We start from the raw sequence: 23,099 nt of genomic DNA, 5'->3' as shown, positions 1-23,099 counted from the left end.
GCTGGCCACCGCCTCGATCGCCGCGCTGAGCACCGGCGGCATCGCCGCCCTGGGCACCAACCAGGTGGTCGCGTTGACCTCGGGCCAGATCGCCAGCATGAGCACCGCGCAAGTGGCCGCGCTGAGCTCCAACAGCATCGGCGCGATTGAAACCGCCGACCTGTCGGGCCTGTCGACCGGCGACATCGCCGCGCTGCGCACCAGCCAGCTGGCCGGCCTCTCGACCGACCAGGTTGCCGCGCTGTCGACCAACCAGTTCGCCGCGCTGAGCTCGGCTCAAGTGGGCGCCCTGAGCACCAACCAGATCGTCGCCCTGACCACCGGCCAGGCCAGCGCGCTGACCGCCGCCCAGGCCGCCGGCCTGAGCACCAACGGCATCGCCGCGCTGGAAACCAACGACTTCGCCGCCTTGTCGACCAACGCGATCGCCGCGCTGAGCGCCAACCAGGTCAAGGCCCTGACCACCAACCAGGTTGTCGCGCTGACCACCAACGAAGCCGCCGCGCTGGGCACCGCGCAAGTGGCCGCGCTGTCGACCAACGACATCGCCGCGCTGGAAACGGCCGACCTGTCGGCCATCAAGGTGGCCGCCATCGCCATCCTGAGCACCGCGCAAGTGAGCGCGCTGACCACCGGCCAGGTCGCCTCGCTGGCCACCGCCTCGATCGCCGCGCTGGGCACGGCCGCCATCTCGGTGCTGAGCACCAACCAGGTTGTCGCGCTGAGCTCGAGCCAGATCAACAGCCTGGGCACCGCGCAAGTGGCCGCTCTGTCGAGCAACGCCATCGGCGCGATCCAGACCGCCGACCTGGCCGGCCTGTCGACCGGTGACATCGCCGCGCTGCGCAGCAACCAGCTGGCCGGCCTGACCACCGACCAGGTGGGCGCGCTGTCGACCAACCAGATCGTCGCGCTGACCACCGCCGCCGTGTCCGGCCTGACCACCAACCAGATCGTTGCCCTGACCACCGGCCAGGCCAGCGTGCTGAGCGCCGCGCAAGTGGCCGGCCTGACCACCAACGGTGTGGCCGCGCTGGAAACCTCGGACTTCGCCGCGCTGTCGACCAACGCGATCGCCGCGCTGAGCGTCAACCAGGTCAAGGCCCTGACCACCAACCAGGTCGTGGCGCTGACCACCAACGAAGCCGCCGCGCTGAGCACCGCGCAAGTGGCCGCGCTGAGCACCAACGACATCGCCGCGCTGGAAACGGCCGACCTGTCGGCGTTCAAGGTGGCGTCCATCGCCGCGCTGAGCACCGCCCAGGTATCGGCCCTGACCACCGGCCAGGTGACCTCGATGGCCACCGCCTCGATCGCCGCGCTGAGCACCGGCGGCATCGCCGCCCTGAGCACCAACCAGGTGGTCGCCCTGACCTCGGCCCAGGTGGCCGCGCTGGGCACCGCGCAGGTGGTGTCGCTGAGCTCCACCAGCATCGGCGCGATCGAGACCGCCGACCTGGCCGGCCTGTCCACCGCCGACATGGCCGCGCTGCGCACCAGCCAGCTGGCCGGCCTGACCACCGCCCAGGTCAGCGTGTTGACGACCGCGCAGATCGCCGCGCTGTCGACCGCGGCCTTCGCCAGCGGCCTGTCCACCAGCCAGATCGGCGCGCTGACCACCAGCCAGGCCGCCTCGCTGAGCGCACAGCAAGTGACCGCGCTGTCGACCCGCAACGTCGCCGCGTTGGCGACCGCCAGCGTGGCCGCCTTCTCGACCACCGAGATCGCCGCGCTGACCGCCGCCCAGCTGGGTGTGCTGAGCTCCGACCAGGGTGTGGCGCTGACCTCGAACCAGCTGGTGGCGCTGACCACCGCGCAAGTGGTGGGCCTGTCGACCAACGCCCTGGCCGCGCTCGACACGTCCGACTTCGCGGCACTGAGCACCACCGCGATCGCCGCGCTGACCACCCGTCAGATCGTCAGCCTGCGCACCGCCGAATTCGCCGCGATGAGCACCAACCAGGTGCACGCGCTGACCTCGGTGCAGATCCACGCGATGACCACCGACCAGCAGCACGCGCTGAGCACCGACCAGACCCGTGCGTTGTCCTTCCTGACCCCGATCGCGCTGGACCTGAACGGCGACGGCGTGCAGACCACCGCACTGGGCCAGGGCGTGCAGTTCGACCTGCTGGCCAACGGCCATAAAGTCAACACCGGCTGGACCGCCGGCGGCGACGGCCTGCTGGCGCTGGACCGCAACCACGACGGCGTCATCAACGACGGCGGCGAGCTGTTCGGTTCGGGCACCACGCTGGCCAACGGCCAGAAGGCCGCCAACGGCTACCAGGCCATGGCCGAGCTCGACACCAACGGCGACGGCGTGGTTGACGCCAAGGATGCCGCCTTCGCCGACCTGCGCGTCTGGGTCGACGGCAACGCCGACGGCGTCAGCCAGGCCGACGAGCTCAAGTCGCTGCAAGCGCTGGGCATCACCAAGCTGAACCTGGACGTCAAGCAGGACGGCACCGTCAACAACGGCAACATCCTGGGTCTGAGCTCGACCTTCGAGACCGCCGACGGCGCCACCCACGCCGCGGCCGACGTGTGGTTCGCCACCACGCCGACCAGCAGCGTCAGCGGCAACGTCAGCGGCCTGGCCCAGGCGCTGGCCAGCTTCGCCGGCAACGCCGCGGCGGCGCCGGCCACCGCCAAGCTGGACCTGCCAGGCGCGGTCGGCAGCAACGTCGCGCAGATGGCCGACGCCATCAAGCAGTTCAGCGACAAGCCGCTGGGCGCCGAGACCCAGGCCGCCACCGACAGCGAGCTGCGCCTGAAAGCGCTGCAAGCACAGGGCGGACACGGCTTCCTGGCCTCGCCGGCCAAGTAAGACACACCGCGGTACGGCAAAACGGCAGGGCTTAGGCCCTGCCGTTTTGCCCTCTGCCCCTGATTTTCGTAGTGAAATGCAAGTGTTGTGAAGCGCATATGCGTTGCGCGTAGTAAACAAAAAATTTTAATGCCATCAGTAAATTTGTCGCTTTGTACGTTCAGGACGGCTGCCGCCGCAGGGCTTGTCGTCACCGATAAACCCAGACTATGTGATGGTGCCAAGCAATAAAAATGTTAACGGTAGGAAAAATCCTAGGGCTGGTATCCTAAAGTTGGTTGGGATATTGACGTTAAGAACTAAAGTCCGGCGCTTTTCTCGCGTTTAACTCAAGCAATTCCGTAGCAAAATCGCAAGTAATACCAAATTTGATGTTGGAGCCGGGGGAATGGTCCCTATGGGCTCCAACCTTCGTCCGTCTAGAACTGTGCAGCGCCCCAAGGAGAATGGAAATGAGCCTCGTAACAAGCATGAGTACCGACCAGATCGCAGCTCTGTCGACCCAAACAATTGCTGCGCTCGCGACTTCTGATATTGTTGCGCTCAATTCGGCTCAGACCCGCGCGCTCACCACGGACCAGACCGCCGCGCTGACCACCATCCAGATCGCCGCCCTGACCACCAAGCAATTGACGGTGGGCCTGACCACCGACCAGGTGGTCGCGCTGACCGCTACCCAGGTCGGCGTGCTGAACTCCGCCCAGTTCAACGCGCTGGCCACCGAATCGATCGTCGCGCTGGAAACGGCGGACTTCGCCGCGCTGCGCACCGCCACCATCGCCGGCATCAGCACCAGCCAGATGGCCGCGGTCACGACCGACCAGATCGTCGCGCTGACCACCGCCCAGGCCGCCGCACTGACCAGCACCCAGGTGATGGGCCTGAGCACCGGCGCCGTCACCGCGCTCGGTTCGGCCGACCTGGTCGCCATCAAGACCTCCGCCATCGCCGCGCTGACCACCGCCCAGTTCACCTCGCTGAGCACCGACCAGATCACCAGCCTGACCACCGGCCAGGTGGCCGCGCTGAGCACGGCCGACCTGGCGTCCGGCCTGACCACCAACCAGGTTGTCGCGATGAGCGCCAACCAGCTGTCGCAGTTGAGCAGCAACCAGTTCAACGCGCTGGGCACCAACGCCGTGGCCGCCATCGAGACCGGCGACCTGGTCGCGCTCAAGACCAGCATCATCGCCACGCTCAAGACCGCCCAGCTGGCGGCGCTGACCACCGACCAGCTGTCCAACCTGACCACCAGCCAGATCGCCGCCATCACCACCGCCAGCCTGCAGGCGCTGACCACCGACCAGATCGTGTCGCTGAGCTCGCAGCAAGTGAGCGCGCTGAGCTCGGCCCAGGTGGCCGCGCTGTCGACCAACGACATCGCCGCCATTGAAACCGCCGACATCGGCGCGCTCAAGACCTCGGCCATCGCCGCGCTGTCGGTCAACCAGGCCAAGGCGCTGACCACCGACCAGATCGTCGCACTGGCGTCGGGCCAGATCGGCGCGCTCACCAGCGCCCAGGTCGCCGCGATGAGCAGCGGCCAGATCGCCGCCATTGAAACGGCCGACATCGGCGCACTGAAAACGTCGGCCATTGGCGCCATGACCACGCAGCAGACCGCCGCGCTGACCACCGACCAGATCGGCGCGCTGAGCACCGCCCAGATCGCCTCGCTGACCACCGCCAACCTGGCGTCGGGCCTGACCACCGACCAGGTCGTCGCGCTGAACTCCAACCAGCTGGGCGCGTTGAGCACCGCCCAGTTCGGCGCGCTGACGACCGGCGACGTGGCCGCCATCGGCACGGCCGACATCGTCGGCCTGAAGACCTCGATCATCGCTTCGCTGAAGACCGCACAGCTGGCCTCGCTGACCACCGACCAGTTGTCCAGCCTGACCACCAACCAGATCAGCGCCATCACCACCGCCAACATGCAGGCGCTGACCACCGACCAGATCGTCGCGCTGACCTCGCTGCAAGTCAGCACGCTGAGCTCGGCCCAGGTGGCCGCGCTGTCGACCAACGACATCGCCGCCATTGAAACGGCCGACATCGGCGCGCTCAAGACCTCGGCCATCGCCGGCCTGTCGACCAACCAGGCCAAGGCGCTGACCACCGACCAGGTCGTCGCGCTGGGCTCGGGCCAGGTTGCCGCGTTCACCAGCGCCCAGGTCGCCGCGATGAGCAGCGGCCAGATCGCCGCCATCGAAACCGCCGACATCGGCGCGCTGAAGACCTCGGCCATCGGCGCCATGACCACGCAGCAGACCGCCGCGCTGACCACCGACCAGATCGTGGCCCTGAGCACCGCCCAGGTCTCCGCGCTGACCACCGCCAACCTGGCGTCGGGCCTGACCACCGACCAGATCGTGGCGATGAGCTCGAACCAGCTGGGCGCCCTGAGCACCAGCCAGTTCAGCGCCTTGTCGACCGGCGACATCGCGGCCATCGAGACCGCCGACATTGTCGGCCTGAAGACCTCGATCATCGCCTCGCTGAAGACCGCGCAGCTGGCCTCGCTGACCACCGACCAGTTGTCCAGCCTGACCACCAACCAGATCAGCGCCATCACCACCGCCAACATGCAGGCGCTGACCACCGACCAGATCGTCGCGCTGGGTTCGCTGCAAGTGGGCGCGCTGAGCTCGGCCCAGGTGGCCGCGCTGTCGACCAACGACATCGCCGCCATTGAAACCGGCGACATCGGTTCGCTCAAGACCTCGGCCATCGCCGGCCTGTCGACCAACCAGGCCAAGGCCCTGACCACCGACCAGGTGGTCGCGCTGGGCTCGGGCCAGGTCGGTGCGCTCACCAGCGCCCAGGTCGCCGCGATGAGCAGCGGCCAGATCGCCGCCATCGAAACCGCCGACATTGGCGCGCTGAAAACGTCGGCCATCGGCGCCATGACCACGCAGCAGACCGCCGCGCTGACCACCGACCAGATCGTCGCGCTGAGCACCGCCCAGGTCGCCGCGCTGACCACCGCCAACCTGGCTTCGGGCCTGACCACCGACCAGATCGTCGCGATGAGCTCGAACCAGCTGGGCGCCCTGAGCACCGCGCAGTTCAACGCGCTGTCGACCGGCGACATCGCCGCCATCGAGACCGCCGACATCGTCGGCCTGAAGACCTCGATCATCGCTTCGCTGAAGACCGCGCAGCTGGCCTCGCTGACCACCGACCAGTTGTCCAGCCTGACCACCAACCAGGTCGCCGCCATCACCACCGCCAACATGCAGGCGCTGACCACCGACCAGATCGTCGCGCTGAGCTCGCTGCAAGTGGGCGCGCTGAGCTCGGCCCAGGTGGCCGCGCTGTCGACCAACGACATCGCCGCCATTGAAACCGGCGACATCGGCGCACTGAAAACCTCGGCCATCGCCGGCCTGTCGACCAACCAGGCCAAGGCCCTGACCACCGACCAGGTGGTTGCGCTGGGCGCCGGCCAGGTCGGCGCGCTCACCAGCGCCCAGGTCGCCGCGATGAGCAGCGGCCAGATCGCCGCCATCGAAACGGCCGACATCGGCTCGTTGAAAACCTCGGCCATCGGCGCCATGACCACGCAGCAGACCGCCGCGCTGACCACCGACCAGATCGTCGCGCTGAGCACCGCCCAGGTCTCCGCGCTGACCACCGCCAACCTGGCGTCGGGCTTGACCACCGACCAGATCGTGGCGATGAGCTCGAACCAGCTGGGCGCGCTCAGCACCGCGCAGTTCAACGCGCTGTCGACCGGTGACGTGGCCGCCATCGAGACCGCCGACATTGTCGGCCTGAAGACCTCGATCATCGCCTCGCTCAGGACCGCGCAGCTGGCCTCGCTGACCACCGACCAGTTGTCCAGCCTGACCACCGGCCAGATCGCCGCCATCACCACCGCCAACATGCAGGCGCTGACCACCGACCAGATCGTCGCGCTGGGCTCGCTGCAAGTGGGCGCGCTCAGCTCGGCCCAGGTGGCCGCGCTGTCGACCAACGACATCGCCGCCATTGAAACCGGCGACATTGGCGCGCTCAAGACCTCGGCCATCGCCGGCCTGTCGACCAACCAGGTCAAGGCCCTGACCACCGACCAGGTGGTCGCGCTGGGCGCCGGCCAGGTTGGCGCGCTCACCAGCGCCCAGGTCGCCGCGATGAGCAGCGGCCAGATCGCCGCCATCGAAACGGCCGACATCGGCTCGCTGAAAACGTCGGCCATCGGCGCCATGACCACGCAGCAGACCGCCGCGCTGACCACCGACCAGATCGTCGCGCTGGCCACCGCCCAGGTCTCCGCGCTGACCACCGCCAACCTGGCTTCCGGCCTGACCACCGACCAGATCGTGGCGATGAGCTCGAACCAGCTGGGCGCCCTGAGCACCAACCAGTTCAGCGCCTTGTCGACCGGCGACATCGCGGCCATCGAGACCGCCGACATTGTCGGCCTGAAGACCTCGATCATCGCTTCGCTCAAGACCGCGCAGCTGGCCTCGCTGACCACCGACCAGCTGTCCAGCCTGACCACCGGCCAGATTGCCGCCATCACCACCGCCAACATGCAGGCGCTGACCACCGACCAGATCGTCGCGCTGGGCTCGCTGCAGATCGGCGCGCTGAGCTCGGCCCAGGTGGCCGCGCTGTCGACCAACGACATCGCCGCCATTGAAACCGGCGACATCGGTTCGCTCAAGACCTCCTCCATCGCCGGCCTGTCGACCAGCCAGGCCAAGGCCCTGACCACCGACCAGGTGGTCGCGCTGGGCTCGGGCCAGATCGGCGCGCTCACCAGCGCCCAGATCGCCGCGATGAGCAGCGGCCAGATCGCCGCCATCGAGACCGCCGACCTTGGCGCGTTGAAAACGTCGGCCATCGGCGCCATGACCACGCAGCAGACCGCCGCGCTGACCACCGACCAGATCGTCGCGCTGAGCACCGCCCAGGTCTCCGCGCTGACCACCGCCAACCTGGCGTCGGGCCTGACCACCGACCAGATCGTCGCGATGAGCTCGAACCAGCTGGGCGCCCTGAGCTCCAACCAGTTCAGCGCCTTGTCGACCGGCGACATCGCGGCCATCGAGACCGCCGACATTGTCGGCCTGAAGACTTCGATCATCGCTTCGCTCAAGACCGCGCAGCTGGCCTCGCTGACCACCGACCAGTTGTCCAGCCTGACCACCGGCCAGATCGCCGCGATCACCACCGCCAACATCCAGGCGCTGACCACCGACCAGGTGGTGGCACTGGGCTCGCTGCAGATCGGCGCGCTGAGCTCGGCACAAGTGGCCGCGATGAGCACGCTGGACATCGCCGCGATCGAGACCGGCGACATCGGCGCGCTCAAGACCTCGGCCATTGCCGGCCTGTCGACCAACCAGGCCAAGGCGCTGACCACCGACCAGGTCGTCGCGCTGGGCTCGGGCCAGATCGGCGCGCTCACCAGCGCCCAGATCGCCGCGATGAGCAGCGGCCAGATCGCCGCGATTGAAACGGCCGACCTCGGCGCGTTGAAAACCTCGGCCATCGGCGCCATGACCACGCAGCAGACCGCCGCGCTGACCACCGACCAGATCGTCGCGCTGAGCACCGCCCAGGTCGGCGCGCTGACCACCGCCAACCTGGCGTCCGGCCTGACCACCGACCAGATCGTGGCGATGAGCTCGGCCCAGTTCGGCGCCCTGAGCTCCAACCAGTTCGGCGCGCTGTCGACCGGCGACATCGCGGCCATCGAGACCGCCGACATCGTCGGCCTGAAGACCTCGATCATCGCTTCGCTGAAGACCGCGCAGCTGGCCTCGCTGACCACCGACCAGTTGTCCAGCCTGACCACCGGCCAGGTCGCCGCGATCACCACCGCCAACATCCAGGCGCTGACCACCGACCAGGTGGTGGCACTGGGCTCGCTGCAGATCGGCGCGCTGAACTCGGCCCAGGTGGCCGCGATGTCGACCAACGATATCGCCGCCATTGAAACCGGCGACATCGGTGCGCTCAAGACCTCGGCCATCGCCGGCCTGTCGACCAGCCAAGCCAAGGCGCTGACCACCGACCAGGTGGTGGCACTGGGCTCGGGCCAGATCGGCGCGCTCACCAGCGCCCAGATCGCCGCGATGAGCAGCGGCCAGATCGCCGCCATCGAGACGGCCGACCTCGGCGCGCTGAAGACCTCGGCCATCGGCGCCATGACCACGCAGCAGACCGCCGCGCTGACCACCGACCAGATCTTCACGCTGAGCACCGCCCAGGTCGCCGCGCTGACCACCGCCAACCTGGCCTCCGGCCTGACCACCGACCAGGTCGTGGCGATGAGCTCGGCCCAGCTGGGCGCCCTGAGCTCCAACCAGTTCAGCGCGCTGTCGACCGGCGACGTGGCGGCCATCGAGACGGCCGACATCATCGGCCTGAAGACTTCGATCATCGCTTCGCTCAAGACCGCGCAGCTGGCCTCGCTGACCACCGACCAGTTGTCCAGCCTGACCACCAACCAAGTCGCCGCGATCACCACCGCCAACATGCAGGCGCTGACCACCGACCAGGTGGTGGCACTGAGCTCGCTGCAGATCGGCGCGCTGAGCTCGGCCCAGGTGGCCGCGCTGTCGACCAACGACATCGCCGCGATCGAGACCGCCGACATTGGCGCACTGAAGACCTCGGTCATCGGCGCCCTGTCGACCAACCAGGCGTCCGCGCTGACCACCGACCAGGTGGTGGCGTTGACCGCCGGCCAGATCGGCGCGCTGACCAGCCTGCAGGTGAGCACGATGGGCACCGCCGCCATCGCCGCCATCGAGACGGCTGACATCGGTTCGCTGAAAACCGCCGCGATCGCCGCGCTGCGCACCGCCGAAGTGGCCGTGCTGACGACCGACCAGATCGGCGCGCTGGGCACCGCCCAGATCGCCGCGATGAGCACCGCCAACCTGGCCTCCGGCCTGACCACCGACCAGGTGGTGGCGATGACCTCGCTGCAACTGGGTGCCCTGAGCACGGCGCAAGTGAACGCGCTGACCACCGGCGCCATCGCCGCGATTGAAACGGCCGACCTCGGCGCGCTGAAGACCTCGATCATCGCCACGCTGCGTTCGGCCCAAGTGGCCTCGCTGACCACCGACCAGGTGGCGGCGCTGACCACCGCCCAGGTCATGGCCCTGAGCACCGCCAACCTGTCGTCGGCGCTGAGCACCGACCAGGTGGTGGCGCTGACCACGTCCCAGGTCGCGGTGTTGAGCACGGCGCAAGTGAGCGCGCTGACCACCAACGACATCGCCGCGCTGGGCACGGAAGACGTCTCCGTGCTGAAGACCTCGGTGTTTGCTGCCCTGCAGACCGCCCAGGTGGCCGCGCTGACGACCGACCAGATCGTCGCGCTGTCGAGCCAGCAGGTCGCGGTGCTGAGCTCCAACCAGGTCAAGGCGCTGTCGACCAACCAGATCGTGGCCATCGAGACCGCCGACCTGGCGGGCCTGAAAACCAACGCCATCGCGGCCCTGAGCACCACCCAGATCCGCGCGCTGACGACCGACCAGATCCACTCGTTGAACAGCCAGCAAGTCTGCGCGATCACCAGCGCCCAGGTACCGGGCCTGACGACCGACCAGATCGCGGCGCTGCCTTCGCCACTGGGTACGCCGATCGTGCTGGACCTGAACAACGACGGCATCACCACCCTGGGCCTGTCGGCTGGCGTGAACTTCGACCTGAACGCCAACGGCACCAAGGTCAACACCGGCTGGGTGGGCGGCGGCGACGGCCTGCTGGCCCTGGACCGCAACCATGACGGCGTCATCAACGACGGCGGCGAGCTGTTCGGTTCGGGCACCACGCTGGCCAACGGTCAGAAAGCGACCAACGGCTACACCGCCCTGAACGAGCTCGACACCAACGGCGACGGCGTGGTCGATGCCAAGGACAGCGCGTTTGGCGACCTGCGTGTGTGGGTCGATGGCAACGCGGATGGCGTCAGCCAGGCCGACGAGCTCAAATCGCTGGCATCGCTGGGCATCACCAAGCTGAACCTGGACGCCAAGCAGAACGCCTCGCTCAACAACGGCAACATCGTCGGCATCACCTCGACCTACGAGACCGCCGACGGCGCCAGCCACGCGGCAGCGGACGTCTGGTTCCAGACCGGCGCGGCCACGACCAGCCTGACCACCTCGGTGAGCGGCCTGGCCTCGGCGATGTCGAGCTTTGACGCGGCGGCGGCAGCGACCACCACCACGGCCAAGCTGGAAGTGCCGAACAGCGTCAACACGGCGGTGGCGGCGATGGCCGACGCGATCAGCAGCTACGACAACAAGCTGACCGCGACGACCAACTCGGCAGCGACCGACGAAGCGCTGCGCCTGAAGGCTCTGCAGAGCGGCAACCACCAGGGCTTCCTGGCTGCCAAGTAAGCAAGCAGCTTTCATAGCGTAAGCAAGAACGGCAAGGCCTGCGGGCCTTGCCGTTTTTTTTATGCGCGGAACAACAAGGTAAATTGCGCTGTGTTTGCGCCACACAAAAACCTCCCGGAAACACTCTGCTGGGTTAGAATCCGAAGGCTGGCACGATAGTGCGCTAATGCAAGCTTTTCCCAGCTCTTACCCATTCATCAGGCCTATGCACGATAAATTTCCCCACACCGCGATCCAGTGTCTGACAGCGATCGCGCAGCATCACGGTCTGCAAATCAATCCTGAACGCCTGATCGACGACTATGCGCTGCGCGCGGAAGAGCCAGGCACCGGCGCGCTGCTGCGGATCGCCTCCGACATCGGCCTCAAGGCCAAGGCCGACAAGCTGACCTGGTCGCGCCTGATGGCGCAGGGCGGCGTGTTCCCGCTGATGGCGCGCCTGGTCGACGGCAACATGGTGATCGCGGTCGGCGTCAAGCCCGGAGAAAACGGCGCCGAGGACCAGGTGGCCGTGCTCAACCCCGTCAATCCCAACGCCGCCGTGGTGATGGTCGGCCGCGCCGACTTCGAGCAGCGCTGGCATGGCGACGTGCTGTTCGTCAAACGCCAGCACAAGTTGAGCGACCCCAACCAGCCGTTCGGCCTGCGCTGGTTCATCCCCGAAATCCTCAAGCAGAAGTCGGCCTTCCGCGACATCTTCATCGCCGCCATCGCCATGCAGCTGCTGGCGCTGGCCTCGCCGATCTTCTTCCAGCTGGTGATCGACAAGGTGCTCACGCACCAGAGCGTGACCACGCTGCAGGTGCTGGCGGTGGGCATCATCGCCGCGCTGGTGTTTGACGCCACCTTCGGCTTCCTGCGCCAGACGCTGACCCTGGCCGCCTCCAACAAGATCGACATGCGCCTGACGCGCCGCGTGTTCAGCCACCTGTTGTCGCTGCCGATCGACTTTTTTGAAACCACCAGCGCCGGCGTGGTCACGCGCCACATGCAGCAGCTGGAAAAGATCCGCAGCTTCCTGACCGGCCGCCTGTTCTTCACCGCGCTGGACCTGATCGCGCTGCTGGTGTTCGTGCCGATTTTGTTCAGCTACTCGTTCAAGCTGGCCATGATCGTGCTGCTGTTCGCCGGCATGATCGCCGGCGTGGTGATGGCCATGGTGCCGACCTTCCAGCGCCGCCTCAACGCGCTGTACTCGGCCGAGGGCCAGCGCCAGGGCATGCTGGTGGAAACCATCCACGGCATGCGCACCGTCAAGGCGCTGGCGATCGAGCCGTCGCAGCGCCGCATCTGGGACCAGCGCTCGGCCGAGGCCATCACCATGCACTTCCGCGTCGGCCAGATCTCGATCGCCGGCAACGCCGTCACCGACTTCCTCGGCAAGCTGCTGCCGGTCACGCTGATCGTGGTGGGCGCGGCCGACGTGTTCGACAGCACCCTGTCGGTCGGCGCGCTGATCGCCTTCCAGATGCTGTCGGGCCGCGTCACGCAACCGTTGATTTCCATCGTCGGCCTGGTCAACGAATACCAGGAAACCGCGCTGTCGGTGCGCATGCTGGGCGAGGTGATGAACCGCGCGCCCGAGGGCCGCGCCGGCGCCAACGGCCTGCGCCCCGTGCTGCAGGGCGAGATCCGCTTCGACGACGTCACCTTCCGCTATCCGGGCGCGCAGGCGATGGCGCTGGACAAGGCCCGCTTCACCATCGAGCCGGGCACGGTGGTCGGCATCGTCGGCCGCTCCGGCTCCGGCAAGACCACCTTGACCAAGCTGATCCAGGGCCTGTACCCGGTGCAGGAAGGCATCGTCCGTTTTGACGGCATTGACGCCCGCGAGATCGAGCTGTCGCACCTGCGCCGCCAGATCGGCGTGGTGTTGCAGGAGAACTTCCTGTTCCGCGGCACCGTGCGCGAGAACCTGTCCGTCACCAAGCCGGACGCCACCTTCGAGGAACTGGTCGAGGCGGCCGCCGCGGCCGGCGCCGACGAGTTCATCGAGCGCCTGCCGATGGGCTACGACACCGTGCTGGAAGAGAACGCCTCCAACCTGTCCGGCGGCCAGAAGCAGCGGCTGTCGATCGCCCGCACGCTGGTGGCCAAGCCGCGCATCCTGATCCTGGACGAGGCCGCTTCGGCGCTGGATCCGGAATCGGAGGCCATCTTCATCAGCAACCTGTCGCGCATCGCGGTGGGCCGCACGGTGGTGATGATCTCGCACCGCCTGTCGACCCTGGTCAACGCCGACAAGATCATGGTCATGCAACAGGGCCGGCTGATGGATGCCGGCCGCCACGAAGAACTGCTCACCCGTAGCGACACTTACCAGCACTTATGGAACCAGCAAACAAGTCACCTCTAAGCCTCAAGCGCCGCCGCAAGGACGAAACCGAAATCGCGTTTCTGCCGGACGCCGACGCCATCGAGCGCGGCCCGCTGCCCAAGTTCGTGCGCCTCACGCTGCACGTGATGCTGGCCGCCTTCGTGTTCTTCATCGTCTGGGCCAGCGTGTCGCCGGTGGAGAAGATCGTGGTGGCGCACGGCCGCCTGGTCAATCCGCTGCCCAACATCGTGGTGCAGCCGCTCGACACCTCCATCATCCAGAGCATCGACGTGCGGGTCGGCCAGGTGGTGAAAAAAGGCCAGGTGCTGGCGCGGCTGGACCCGACCTTCACCGCCGCCGACGAGCAGCAGCTGCGCGTGCGGCTCGACAGCCTGAACACCCAGGCCGCCGGCCTGCGCGCCGAGCTGGCGGGCCAGCCGGGCGCCGTCACCGGCAGCGGCTCGAGCGCCGACAGCCTGCTGCAGGCGCAGCTGTCGACCGAGCGCAAGGCCAACTTCGAGGCGCAGAAGACCAAGATGGACCAGAACATCGCGCGCCTGAAGGCCGGCCTGGAAACCAACAAGCACGACCAGCAGATCCTGGCCCAGCGCGTCAAGTCGCTGCGCGAGGTGGAAGCGATGCAGGAACAGCTGATGGCCGAGCAGTTCGGCGCCAAGATGCACCTGCTGGAGGCGCGCGACCGCCGCCTTGAAGTCGAGCGCGACATGGACCTGCAGCGCAACAAGGCGATCGAGATGGCCAGCGAGCTGGCCTCGGCCCAGGCCGAGCGCGCCGCGTTCGACAAGAGCTGGCGCCAGAAGGCCATGGAAGACCTGCTCAGCGCCACGCGCGACCGCGACGGCATCAACGAGCAGCTGGCCAAGGCCGACAAGCGCCACCAGGCGATCACGATGGTGGCGCCGGCCGACGGCGTGGTGCTGGAGATCGGCAAGCTGTCGGTGGGCTCCATCGTGCGCGAGGCCGAGCCGCTGTTCACGCTGGTGCCGCTGGGCGCACAGCTGGAGGCCGAGGTGCAGATCGACTCGCTTGACATCGGCTACATCAAGCAGGGCGCGCCGGTCCACATCAAGGTCGACGCCTTCTCGTTCCAGCAGCACGGCATGTTGGAGGGCAAGGTGCGCACCATCAGCCAGGACGCCTTCAAGCGCGAGACCACCGACAAGAACGGCGGCGGCCTGGACGCCTACTACCTGAGCCGCATTCCCTACACCGGCAAGCTCAAGAAGCTGCCCGAGGGCGCCCAGCTGCTGCCGGGCATGACGGTGTCGGCCGAGGTGGTGGTGGGACACCGCACGGTGATGTCCTACCTGCTGTACCCGCTGACGCGGGCGATGGACGAGTCGATACGCGAACCCTAACCAGAAGCGGAGGCTGCCCGTGTTCTCCATCATCATCCCGACCCACGACCGGCCGCTGCTGCTGACGCGCACGCTGGAATCGCTGATCGCCCAGACCTGCCAGGACTTCAAGGTGGTGGTCGTGTCCGACACGGCCGGCTACCTGCCGCCGTACAACCAGCTGAACCAGCTGGCCGGCCGCTTCGACTACGTGCTGCGCTGCAGCGGCAAGCCGGGGCCGGCCGCCAGCCGCAACCTCGGGCTGGCGATCGCCGACAGCGAATACATCCTGTTCCTCGACGACGACGACACCTACCGGCCCGACCACCTGGCCAGGCTGAAGGCGCGCTTGCTGCAGGACAAGCCGGAGCTGCTGTTCCACGACTTCCAGATCCAGAACGAGGACCGCACCGTGTTCCCGCCGGCCCTGCTGCCGGGCGGCCAGAAGGTGTCGATCGCCGACGTCACGCGCGACAGCGTCTATGTGCGCAACCGCATTCCCAACAGCTGCGTGGCCTACCGCCGCGACGTGCTGGCCGGCGTGCGCAACGAGACCGACCTGATCATCTACGAGGACTGGGATTTCCTGCTGGCCGCGCTGCACGGGCGGCGGCTGGTGCACCACCCGCTGGACGGCGTGGTGATCCACAAGAGCGCCGCCACGGCGCCGGAGAATATGCGGCGGGGGAATTCGCGCGACGACCAGATCGTCGACGTGATGCTGCAGCTGTACCGCAAGCATCCGGCGCCCAACATGGCCACGCGGCTGGCGCGCCAGGCGCTGATGGGCAGCGCCGGCGTGGTGCTGGAGCTGGCTTACTTCTAAGCCGGCTTACTTTTGGCTAGCTGGCATGGAACAGGGCCAGGCCGTGCGGCAGGTCCATCTTGGGCCGCCAGCCCGGCACGCTGTTGTAGTGGTGCCACGGCACCATCACCTCGCGCGCGCGGTAGGGGCGGCCGCCCCAGACGATGTGCAGCGGCTTGCCGCTGACCTGCGCGTACAGCGCGGCGATGTCGCGCAGCGGCAGCGGATGGCCGCTTGAGACGCCGTATTCCTCCACCGCGTTGAGCTGCACGCCGTCGGCCAGCTGCTGGTAGGCCAGCAGGTAGGCGTCGATGACGTCGTCGATATACACCAGGTCCACCAGTTGCTCGCCGGGCGACATCTCCAGCGTGCCCCCTTCCAGCGCCAGGCGCTTGAGCAGGTTCAGCACCTTGGGCCGGGTGTCGCCGGCGCCGTAGGTGTCGAACAGCTTGAGCGTGACCACGCGCAGGCCGTGCGCCTCGACGTAGTAGCGCAGCAGCGCGCCGAAGGCCTGCTTGGTGGCCGCGTACAGGCAGACCGGGTTGTAGCCGGCGCCGCTGTAGTGCTCCCACGAGGTGCCGGTATTGACCAGGCGCTGCACGCCGCAGGCCGTCATCGCTTCCACCAGCTGGGTGGAAAACAGCAGGTTGGAGGTGATCAGGCGTTCGATGTCTTCCGGCTTGTGGGTGGCCAGGAACAGCGAGGCCAGGTGGAATACGGCTTCCGGCGCGGCGGCGCGCATGATCTCGATCAGCTGGTTGATGCTGCCGTCGTGGCGGTGCAGGCGCAGCCGTTCGCCGGGCGGCGGCAGGCTGGCGGTGGCCGAGCCCTCGCGCAGCAGCAGGTGGACTTCCCAGCCGTCGGCCAGCAGGCGGCGCGTCAGCGCGGCGCCGATAAAGCCGGAAGCGCCGGTGACCAGTGCGCGGCGTGCGGCCGCGCTCATGCCCGCGCTCCGGTGGCGCCGTCGTACACGAACGGCGAGTCGAACTCCGCCAGCGTGGCGAACTGGCGGTCGCGCGGCGACATGATCGGGTCCTGCACCGGCCACGGGATGCCGGCCGAGTTCCACAGCAGGCCGCTGTCGTTGTTGGGCGCGTAGGTGGTGGTGACCTTGTACACCATCAGCGACGGCTCGCCGAGCGAGCAGAAGCCGTGCGCCAGCCCGGCCGGCAGGTACAGCATGTGGCCGTTCTCCGCGCTCAGCTCCAGCGTGATGTGCTGGCCGTAGGCGGGCGAGCCGCGCCGCAGGTCCACCGCCGCGTCCAGCACCGCGCCCTGCACGCAGTACACCAGCTTGGCGTGTTCGTGCGGCGGGGTCTGGAAGTGCAGGCCGCGGATGACGCCGCGGCGCGAGGCCGAGTAATACTCCTCGGCGAAATCGGTGGCCAGGCCGTGCTGGCGGAAGATCTCTTCGTGGAACACCTTGACGAAGCTGCCGCGCTCGTCGCGGCGGACATCGGGGATGATCTGGAAGCAGCCGGGGATGGCGGTGGGGATAATGTTCATGGGGTTCAGGTGTTGGGGTAGGCGGCGTCCAGCCGCACCAGCGCGCGCGAGATCACCTTGTCGGCGCCCCACTCGGCGATGCGTTTGGACAGCAGGAAGGCCTGCAGGCGCTCGCAGCAGAAGGCCATGCTGCGGTCGGCGTAGCCGGGCCGTTGCGCGTAGTGGTGGCGGTAGTAGCGCGACATCACCAGCTCCAGGTCGTGCACGATCTCGACAAACCACTGCACCGGGATGTACGCCACGGTGGGGGCGGTGATGAAGGACGGGTTGCTGAGGAAGTTGGCCGCCTCCAGGTTGGTGATCACGCCGCAATCGATGGCGTCGCCGAAGAACATCAGCATGTCGCGCGCTACGCCGTTGGCCTCGTATTGCTGCAGCACGGTGCCGGCGAAGGTGACCGAGATCGGCACGATCGGCGTCTTGCCGTCGCCGTAGAAATGCTCGGGCTTGACCTTGGCCAGCATGTCCGGGTGGGCGTGGTAGTTGAAGCCGGTCAGCACGCCGATCGGCTCGGTCAGCGCGAAGCGGCGATAGTGGCAAAAGCCGACGAAGCCGGTGGCCTTCTCGGCGATCAGGCGGCGGCGGATTTCAAACAGCGCCAGGTATTCGCCCAGGTAGCGGTTGGCCAGCGCCTTTTCCGGCGTCAGCAGCTCGCTCATGGCCAGGCCGCGCTCCGGCACGTAGTCGCCGGAACCGACCATGGTCATGAAGTCCGGCATCTGCCAGGCGAACGGCGCGTGGGCGATGCAATAGTAGTGCAGGGTGTCGTTCATGGTGCTCATGCCGGCATGGCCTTGATCAGGTAGTGGGACGGCTGCACCGCCTCCAGCAGCAGTTCGGGCGCGACGCCGGTCCGCAGGGCTTGCAGGCGCAGCGCGGTCTCCACGTCGGCCGGCACCGGACCCGGATTGAGCAGGATGCCGTTGACGACGCGAAAGCCGTTGTCCTCGAACAGCGCCACCATGGCGCCGATCTCCAGCTGGTGGCGCGCCGGCTGCTGCGGCGCCTGCCAGTGGGCGCCGTTGGCGATGCGCGCCACCACGCAGGCGTCGTACTGGATCACCTGGCGCAGCTGCGCCAGCACCCGCGCCGGCTGCGCGAACTGTTCAAGCGTGGTGTCGAAGATCCAGCCGTCGGCCCAGGTGAGCTGCTGGTAAAAGGCCGGGCCGGCGGTGTCGAGGTCGGCCTGGTAGATGCGTTCGGCATAGGCGCGCGCGCGCTGGGCGCCGGCCGCGTCGGCGTCGACCACCAGCAGGGACGAGGCGGGATAGAGGGCGTGATAATGGCGCGCCAGCGCGCCGTCGCCGGCGCCGGCCTGCACCAGCAGGCGGGCGTTGGGCGGCAGCAGGTTGGCCAGCGGCGCGACGTGGGCCGTTGCGGCCTCCGCTAGACTCATGGCAGCCTCAGAAGTTCACGCCGAAGAAGGTTTCCAGCCGGTCGACCGCGTAGTCCAGCATCTCGCGGGTCAGGCCGGGGAACACGCCGATCCAGAAGGTGTCGTTCATCACGCGGTCGGTGTTGGTCAGCTCGCCCGAGACGCGGTAGTTGCGGCCAATCATGTACGGCTGGCGCGTCAGGTTGCCGGCGAACAGCAGGCGGGTGCCGATCTTGTGCTGGTCCAGGTAGGTCAGCAGGTCGACCCGCGAGACGTTGGCCTCCGGTTTGAGCGTCATCGGGAAGCCGAACCACGACGGGTCGGAATGCTCGGTGGCCTGCGGCAGGATCAGGAAGTCGGCGCACGATTGCAGGCGCTCGGTCAGGTAGGCGAAGTTGTCCTTGCGGGCCTGGATGAAGCCGGGTGCGCGGTCGATCTGCGCCAGGCCGCAGGCGGCCTGCATGTCGGTGATCTTGAGGTTGTAGCCCAGGTGGCTGTAGGTGTACTTGTGGTCGTAGCCGGCCGGCAGCGTGCCCAGGCACTGGCAGAAGCGCTTGCCGCAGGTGTTGTCCTTGCCCGGCGCGCAGTAGCAGTCGCGGCCCCAGTCGCGGAACGATTCGGCGATCATCTTCAGCTCGGCATTGTTGGTGAACACCGCGCCGCCTTCGCCCATCGTGATGTGGTGCGCCGGGTAGAACGACATGGTGCCGATGTCGCCGAAGGTGCCGACCATCTTGCCGTGGTAGGTCGAGCCGAGCGCGTCGCAGCAGTCCTCGATCAGCCACAGGTTGTGCTTCTTGCAGATCGCCGTGATGACGTCCAGGTTGTACGGGTTGCCCAGCGTGTGGGCCAGCATGATGGCCTTGGTCTTGGGCGAGATCGCCGCCTCCAGCTTGGTGACGTCGATGTTGTAGGTGCCCAGCTCCACGTCCACGAACACCGGCACCGCGCCGAACTGGATGATGGGGTTGACGGTGGTCGGGAAGCCGGCCGCCACGCCGATCACCTCGTCGCCCTGCTGGATCGCGCGCGCGCCCAGCTTGGGCGAGGTCAGCGTGTTGAACGCGACCAGGTTGGCCGACGAGCCGGAGTTCACGGTGATCAGGAAGTCCACGCCGATCAGCTTGGCCAGCTTGGCCTCGAACTGGTCGTTGAAGCGGCCGGTGGTCAGCCAGGCGTCCAGCGAGGCTTCGACCATCAGTTCCATTTCCGGCGCGCCCACCACCTTGCCGGCCGGCGGGATCACCGTCACGCCGGGTTCGAAGGCCTTGGGCACGCTGGCCAGCGCGCCGTATTCGCCCACCAGCTTGATGATCTGTTCGCGGAGTTGTTCTTTGCTTTGTGCTTCACTCATGATTGCTGCCTTAGATATGTGCGGTGTTTTGATAGGTGTCGATCTGCGCCAGCGTCAGCGCGCGCATGTCCTCGCCCCGGGCGTGCGCCTGGTGCCAGGCCACGATCATGTCGATGGTGTGGCCCAGGTGCCAGCGCGGCTGCCAGCGCAGGCGCGCGCGGGCCTTGGAGCAGTCCAGCTTGAGGTAGTGCGCCTCGTGCGGCTGCGGCGCGCTGTCCAGTTCCCAGGCGGCGCCCTGGCCCCAGCTCTCGCACAGGCGCGAGATGATCCATTCGACCGGACGGGCGTCGATGTCGTGCGGGCCGAAGTTGAAGCCCTCGGCAAACGCCGCGCCTTGCTGGTACAGGTGTTCGGCCAAGGTCAGGTAGCCCGACAGCGGCTCCAGCACGTGCTGCCACGGGCGGATCGCGTGCGGGCTGCGGATGCGCACCGGCTTGCCGGCGGCGATGGCGCGCACCATGTCCGGGATCAGGCGGTCCTCGGCCCAGTCGCCGCCGCCGATCACGTTGCCGGCGCGGCCCGAGGCCAGCGCCACGCCGTGCTCGGCGTATTGTTCAGGATTGAAGAAGGACGAGCGGTAGCCGGCCGTCACCAGCTCGGCGCAGGCCTTGCTGTTGCTGTACGGGTCGTAGCCGCCGAAGGCCTCGTTCTCGCGGTAGCCCCAGGCCCACTCCTTGTTCTCGTAGCACTTGTCGCTGGTGACGTTGACCACCGCCTTGACGCCGGGCGTGTTGCGCACCGCTTCAAAGAAGTTCACCAGGCCCATGACGTTGGTGGCGTAGGTCTCCACCGGATGGGCGTAGGAATGGCGCACCAGCGCCTGCGCCGCCATGTGGATGACGATTTCAGGACGCGCCTTCAGCATCGCCTCGCGCAGGGCCGCGCCGTCGCGGATGTCGCCGATGATGGAGGTCATGCCGTGGGCCACCTGGGCCGTCTCGAACAGGCTGGGCTGGCTTGGCGCTTCGAGCGCGAAGCCGGTGACGTGCGCGCCCAGTTGCTGCAGCCACAGGCTTAGCCAGCTGCCCTTGAAACCGGTGTGCCCGGTCAGGAATACACGCTTGCCGCGCCAGAAACCGGGCGTCATGGCCATCGCTTCCACGGCGCCTTGCCGCTTTCCCACAGGTCTTCCAGCAGGATCTTGTCGCGCAGCGTGTCCATCGGCTGCCAGAAGCCGTGGTGGCGGTAGGCGTCCATCTGGCCGTCCTTGGCCAGGTTTTCCATCGGCTCTTTTTCCCAGATGGTCATGTCGTCGCTGACGTAGTCGATCACCTTGGGCGAGAGCACGAAATAGCCGCCATTGATCCAGGCGCCGTCGCCCTGCGGTTTTTCCATGAAGCTGACGATGCGCTGGCCGTCGATGTCGACCGCGCCGAAGCGGCCGGGCGGCTGCACCGCCGTCATGGTGGCCAGCTTGCCGTGCTGCTTGTGGAAGGCGATCGAGGCGGTGATGTCGATGTCGGCCACGCCGTCGCCGTAGGTAAAGCAGAACGCTTCCTCGTTTTCAAGGTGCTTGCGCACGCGCTTGAGGCGGCCGCCGGTCAGCGTGTCGGCGCCGGTGTCGATCAGCGTGACCCGCCACGGTTCGGCGTGGCGCTCGTGCACTTCCATGCTGTTCTGTTGCAGGTCGAAGGTGACGTCCGACGTGTGCAGGAAGTAGTTGGCGAAGAATTCCTTGATCACGTAGCCGCGGTAGCCGCAGCAGATCACGAAGTCGTTGATGCCGTGGCTGGAATAGCTCTTCAGGATGTGCCACAGGATAGGCTTGCCGCCGATTTCCACCATCGGTTTCGGCTTGACCGTGGTCTCTTCGCTGAGCCGTGTGCCCAGTCCACCAGCCAGTATGACTGCTTTCATGCTATCCCCGGATTGTTATGAGTTGACGCAGACCATATTGTCTATTGCGCCCGGGCTATTTTAAACGAAAAGCAGGGGCTGTTTGGTGCCACAGACCGGGCGATGGCGATTTACCACAGTTATTGCGCGGCCGGCTGTCGATAGCCATTTCCATGGGCTGCGCCGGTTCTTCAATGATAAAAACAATGGGAAATATAAAGTACAAAATTACAACAAAATATTCGTGGCGGAGGGGTAAGATTAACTTTCGACGTGCAATTTTTATACTGAATCATTCACCCAAAAGGAACGATAAAATGAAAGCTAAGAATTTCCTTCGGTCAGTTGTTTTGATCAGTGCTGCGTTGGCCGCCTCGGCACAGGCCAGCACGTACAGCTTCAGTTTCCCGACATCGAGCTCGACGGTTGTTTCGTCGACCGGTTCCCTGTCGCCGACTGAAATCGGCTATTTCTGGTCGGTGAGCCGTGGCGACTCCGTCTCGCAAAGTTATGTGGGCAGCGGCGTGTTCGGCACCACCAGCCTGGAGCTGGACCTGAACGTCACCCAGAACGTCCTGAACAGCGGCGCCAGCGTACAGTGGGATGTGCTGGTCAACGGCCAGGATGTGGGCGACTGGAACGTCAACCAGGGCAGCGGCACCGGGATGAACCACCTGAGCCTGACCTTCGGCGCGGTCGCCGGCGAATTCAATTCGCTGGCGCTGGTGGTGAAAAACAATGTGCCTGGCGGCCAGGGCTCGATCGCGCTCGGCCTCGACACCAGGGGCTCGGTCGCCGCCGTGCCGGAGCCGGAGACGTATGGCATGTTGCTGGGCGGTCTGGCCGTCCTTGGCCTGGCGGCCCGCCGCAAGCGCGCCTAGCGCCTCAGGCGCTCAGCAGCAGCTGGTAGCCGACGCGCATCGTGCGTTGTAGCGCGTCGATCCGATGGGCGGCGTCGGCCGCCAGCTGGACGTAGTGGGTGGTGACGAGGGTGTTCAATTCGGCCAGGCGGGCCGACAGCATTTGCCGGAAGCGTTCCGGCGGTTCGAAGCGATGGCCGTGCGTGCGCGCCTGGAACAGCAGCTCCAGCGCCTCGATGCCGGCCTCCAGTTGGATCAGCGGCGTGGGCGGCGTGGCCGGCGCGGCGCGGTAGCTCGACAGCGGTCGCGGCAGGTAGACATAGTCGCCGCCGGCCAGCGCGCTCAGCGCGGTGGCGACGTCGGCGCGGTCGAGGTAGGGACGTTCATGATAATGGCCGAACGCCGGCCCGATGCCGGCGCGCTTGTACAGCAGCGCGCCCGGCGCGCACACGGCGGCCGCCGCGCCGCTGTCGCCGTTCAGCA

Annotated in this window: 13 protein-coding genes and 1 pseudogene; 6 read left to right on the top strand and 8 right to left on the bottom strand. The window is 67.2% G+C overall.

What is annotated here, in order from left to right:
* The 5 genes from GTP90_RS30005 to GTP90_RS29980 all read left to right on the top strand — a co-directional run.
* Positions 1–2,830: beta strand repeat-containing protein (locus tag GTP90_RS30005; RefSeq protein ID WP_371875148.1), on the top strand; the 2,830-nt coding region annotated here is incomplete at its 5' end.
* Positions 2,831–3,282: 452 nt separating this feature from the next.
* Entirely contained in the window at positions 3,283–11,205 is a 7,923-nt protein-coding gene (locus GTP90_RS37170) for a beta strand repeat-containing protein (protein WP_254452115.1), read from the top strand.
* 205 nt (positions 11,206–11,410) lie between these two features.
* Positions 11,411–13,561: a peptidase domain-containing ABC transporter gene (locus GTP90_RS29990; RefSeq protein ID WP_161086949.1), complete on the top strand. Its 2,151-nt coding sequence runs from the start codon at positions 11,411–11,413 to the stop codon at positions 13,559–13,561.
* Complete coding sequence (locus tag GTP90_RS29985; RefSeq protein WP_161086948.1) at positions 13,534–14,901, top strand: HlyD family type I secretion periplasmic adaptor subunit; 1,368 nt, start codon at positions 13,534–13,536, stop codon at positions 14,899–14,901. Before GTP90_RS29990 ends, GTP90_RS29985 begins: the two co-directional genes overlap by 28 nt.
* Before the next feature lie 19 nt (positions 14,902–14,920).
* On the top strand, positions 14,921–15,706 hold the full coding sequence (locus GTP90_RS29980) for a glycosyltransferase family 2 protein (protein WP_161086947.1): 786 nt from the start codon (positions 14,921–14,923) through the stop codon (positions 15,704–15,706).
* Between the two features lie 16 nt (positions 15,707–15,722).
* Here the strand turns inward: GTP90_RS29980 and GTP90_RS29975 are convergent, their stop codons facing one another.
* The 7 genes from GTP90_RS29975 to rfbF are packed head-to-tail and all read right to left on the bottom strand — an operon-like array spanning position 15,723 to position 21,777.
* A complete protein-coding gene (locus tag GTP90_RS29975) occupies positions 15,723–16,628 on the bottom strand; it encodes an NAD-dependent epimerase/dehydratase family protein (RefSeq protein ID WP_161086946.1) in 906 nt (301 codons plus the stop codon).
* Positions 16,625–17,191 (bottom strand): dTDP-4-dehydrorhamnose 3,5-epimerase, encoded by a 567-nt coding sequence (gene rfbC, locus GTP90_RS29970; RefSeq protein WP_161086945.1) that lies wholly within the window; start codon positions 17,189–17,191, stop codon positions 16,625–16,627. The genes GTP90_RS29975 and rfbC overlap by 4 nt, the downstream gene beginning before the upstream one ends.
* A gap of 5 nt (positions 17,192–17,196) precedes the next feature.
* Positions 17,197–17,973, bottom strand: coding sequence for a hypothetical protein (locus GTP90_RS29965; protein ID WP_161086944.1), 777 nt, complete (start codon positions 17,971–17,973; stop codon positions 17,197–17,199).
* Positions 17,970–18,587 carry a class I SAM-dependent methyltransferase gene (locus tag GTP90_RS29960; protein WP_161086943.1) on the bottom strand — a complete coding sequence of 206 codons (618 nt, stop codon included), beginning with the start codon at positions 18,585–18,587 and terminating at the stop codon, positions 17,970–17,972. Before GTP90_RS29960 ends, GTP90_RS29965 begins: the two co-directional genes overlap by 4 nt.
* A 7-nt stretch (positions 18,588–18,594) precedes the next feature.
* Positions 18,595–19,920, bottom strand: coding sequence for a lipopolysaccharide biosynthesis protein RfbH (gene rfbH, locus GTP90_RS29955; protein WP_161086942.1), 1,326 nt, complete (start codon positions 19,918–19,920; stop codon positions 18,595–18,597).
* A gap of 10 nt (positions 19,921–19,930) precedes the next feature.
* The gene (rfbG, locus tag GTP90_RS29950; RefSeq protein WP_161086950.1) at positions 19,931–21,007 is read right to left on the bottom strand and encodes a CDP-glucose 4,6-dehydratase; all 1,077 of its coding nucleotides are present in this window, start codon (positions 21,005–21,007) and stop codon (positions 19,931–19,933) included.
* Positions 21,004–21,777 (bottom strand): glucose-1-phosphate cytidylyltransferase, encoded by a 774-nt coding sequence (rfbF, locus tag GTP90_RS29945; protein WP_161086941.1) that lies wholly within the window; start codon positions 21,775–21,777, stop codon positions 21,004–21,006. The genes rfbG and rfbF overlap by 4 nt, the downstream gene beginning before the upstream one ends.
* Before the next feature lie 296 nt (positions 21,778–22,073).
* Between rfbF and GTP90_RS29940 the strand changes: the two genes are divergently transcribed.
* A complete protein-coding gene (locus GTP90_RS29940) occupies positions 22,074–22,637 on the top strand; it encodes a PEP-CTERM sorting domain-containing protein (protein WP_161086940.1) in 564 nt (187 codons plus the stop codon).
* A 4-nt stretch (positions 22,638–22,641) separates the two neighbouring features.
* On the opposite strand, the pseudogene GTP90_RS29935 reads toward GTP90_RS29940, so the two are convergent.
* Positions 22,642–23,099 (bottom strand): annotated as a pseudogene (locus GTP90_RS29935) (glycosyltransferase); the annotation flags it as partial.

Origin of the sequence: Duganella vulcania, assembly GCF_009857655.1 — a bacterium.
Classification (GTDB): Bacteria; Pseudomonadota; Gammaproteobacteria; order Burkholderiales; family Burkholderiaceae_D; genus Rugamonas; species Rugamonas vulcania.
The sequence above is the reverse complement of the archived record's forward strand: the minus strand, read 5'-3'. Positions and strand labels throughout refer to the sequence as shown.

Coding starts and splice junctions, on each gene's coding strand:
- GTP90_RS37170 (WP_254452115.1), top strand. CDS start 3,283: ATGAGCCTCGTAACAAGCATGAGTACCGACCAGATCGCAGCTCTGTCG.
- GTP90_RS29990 (WP_161086949.1), top strand. CDS start 11,411: ATGCACGATAAATTTCCCCACACCGCGATCCAGTGTCTGACAGCGATC.
- GTP90_RS29985 (WP_161086948.1), top strand. CDS start 13,534: ATGGAACCAGCAAACAAGTCACCTCTAAGCCTCAAGCGCCGCCGCAAG.
- GTP90_RS29975 (WP_161086946.1), bottom strand. CDS start 16,628: ATGAGCGCGGCCGCACGCCGCGCACTGGTCACCGGCGCTTCCGGCTTT.
- rfbC (WP_161086945.1), bottom strand. CDS start 17,191: ATGAACATTATCCCCACCGCCATCCCCGGCTGCTTCCAGATCATCCCC.
- GTP90_RS29965 (WP_161086944.1), bottom strand. CDS start 17,973: ATGAGCACCATGAACGACACCCTGCACTACTATTGCATCGCCCACGCG.
- GTP90_RS29960 (WP_161086943.1), bottom strand. CDS start 18,587: ATGAGTCTAGCGGAGGCCGCAACGGCCCACGTCGCGCCGCTGGCCAAC.
- rfbH (WP_161086942.1), bottom strand. CDS start 19,920: ATGAGTGAAGCACAAAGCAAAGAACAACTCCGCGAACAGATCATCAAG.
- rfbG (WP_161086950.1), bottom strand. CDS start 21,007: ATGACGCCCGGTTTCTGGCGCGGCAAGCGTGTATTCCTGACCGGGCAC.
- rfbF (WP_161086941.1), bottom strand. CDS start 21,777: ATGAAAGCAGTCATACTGGCTGGTGGACTGGGCACACGGCTCAGCGAA.
- GTP90_RS29940 (WP_161086940.1), top strand. CDS start 22,074: ATGAAAGCTAAGAATTTCCTTCGGTCAGTTGTTTTGATCAGTGCTGCG.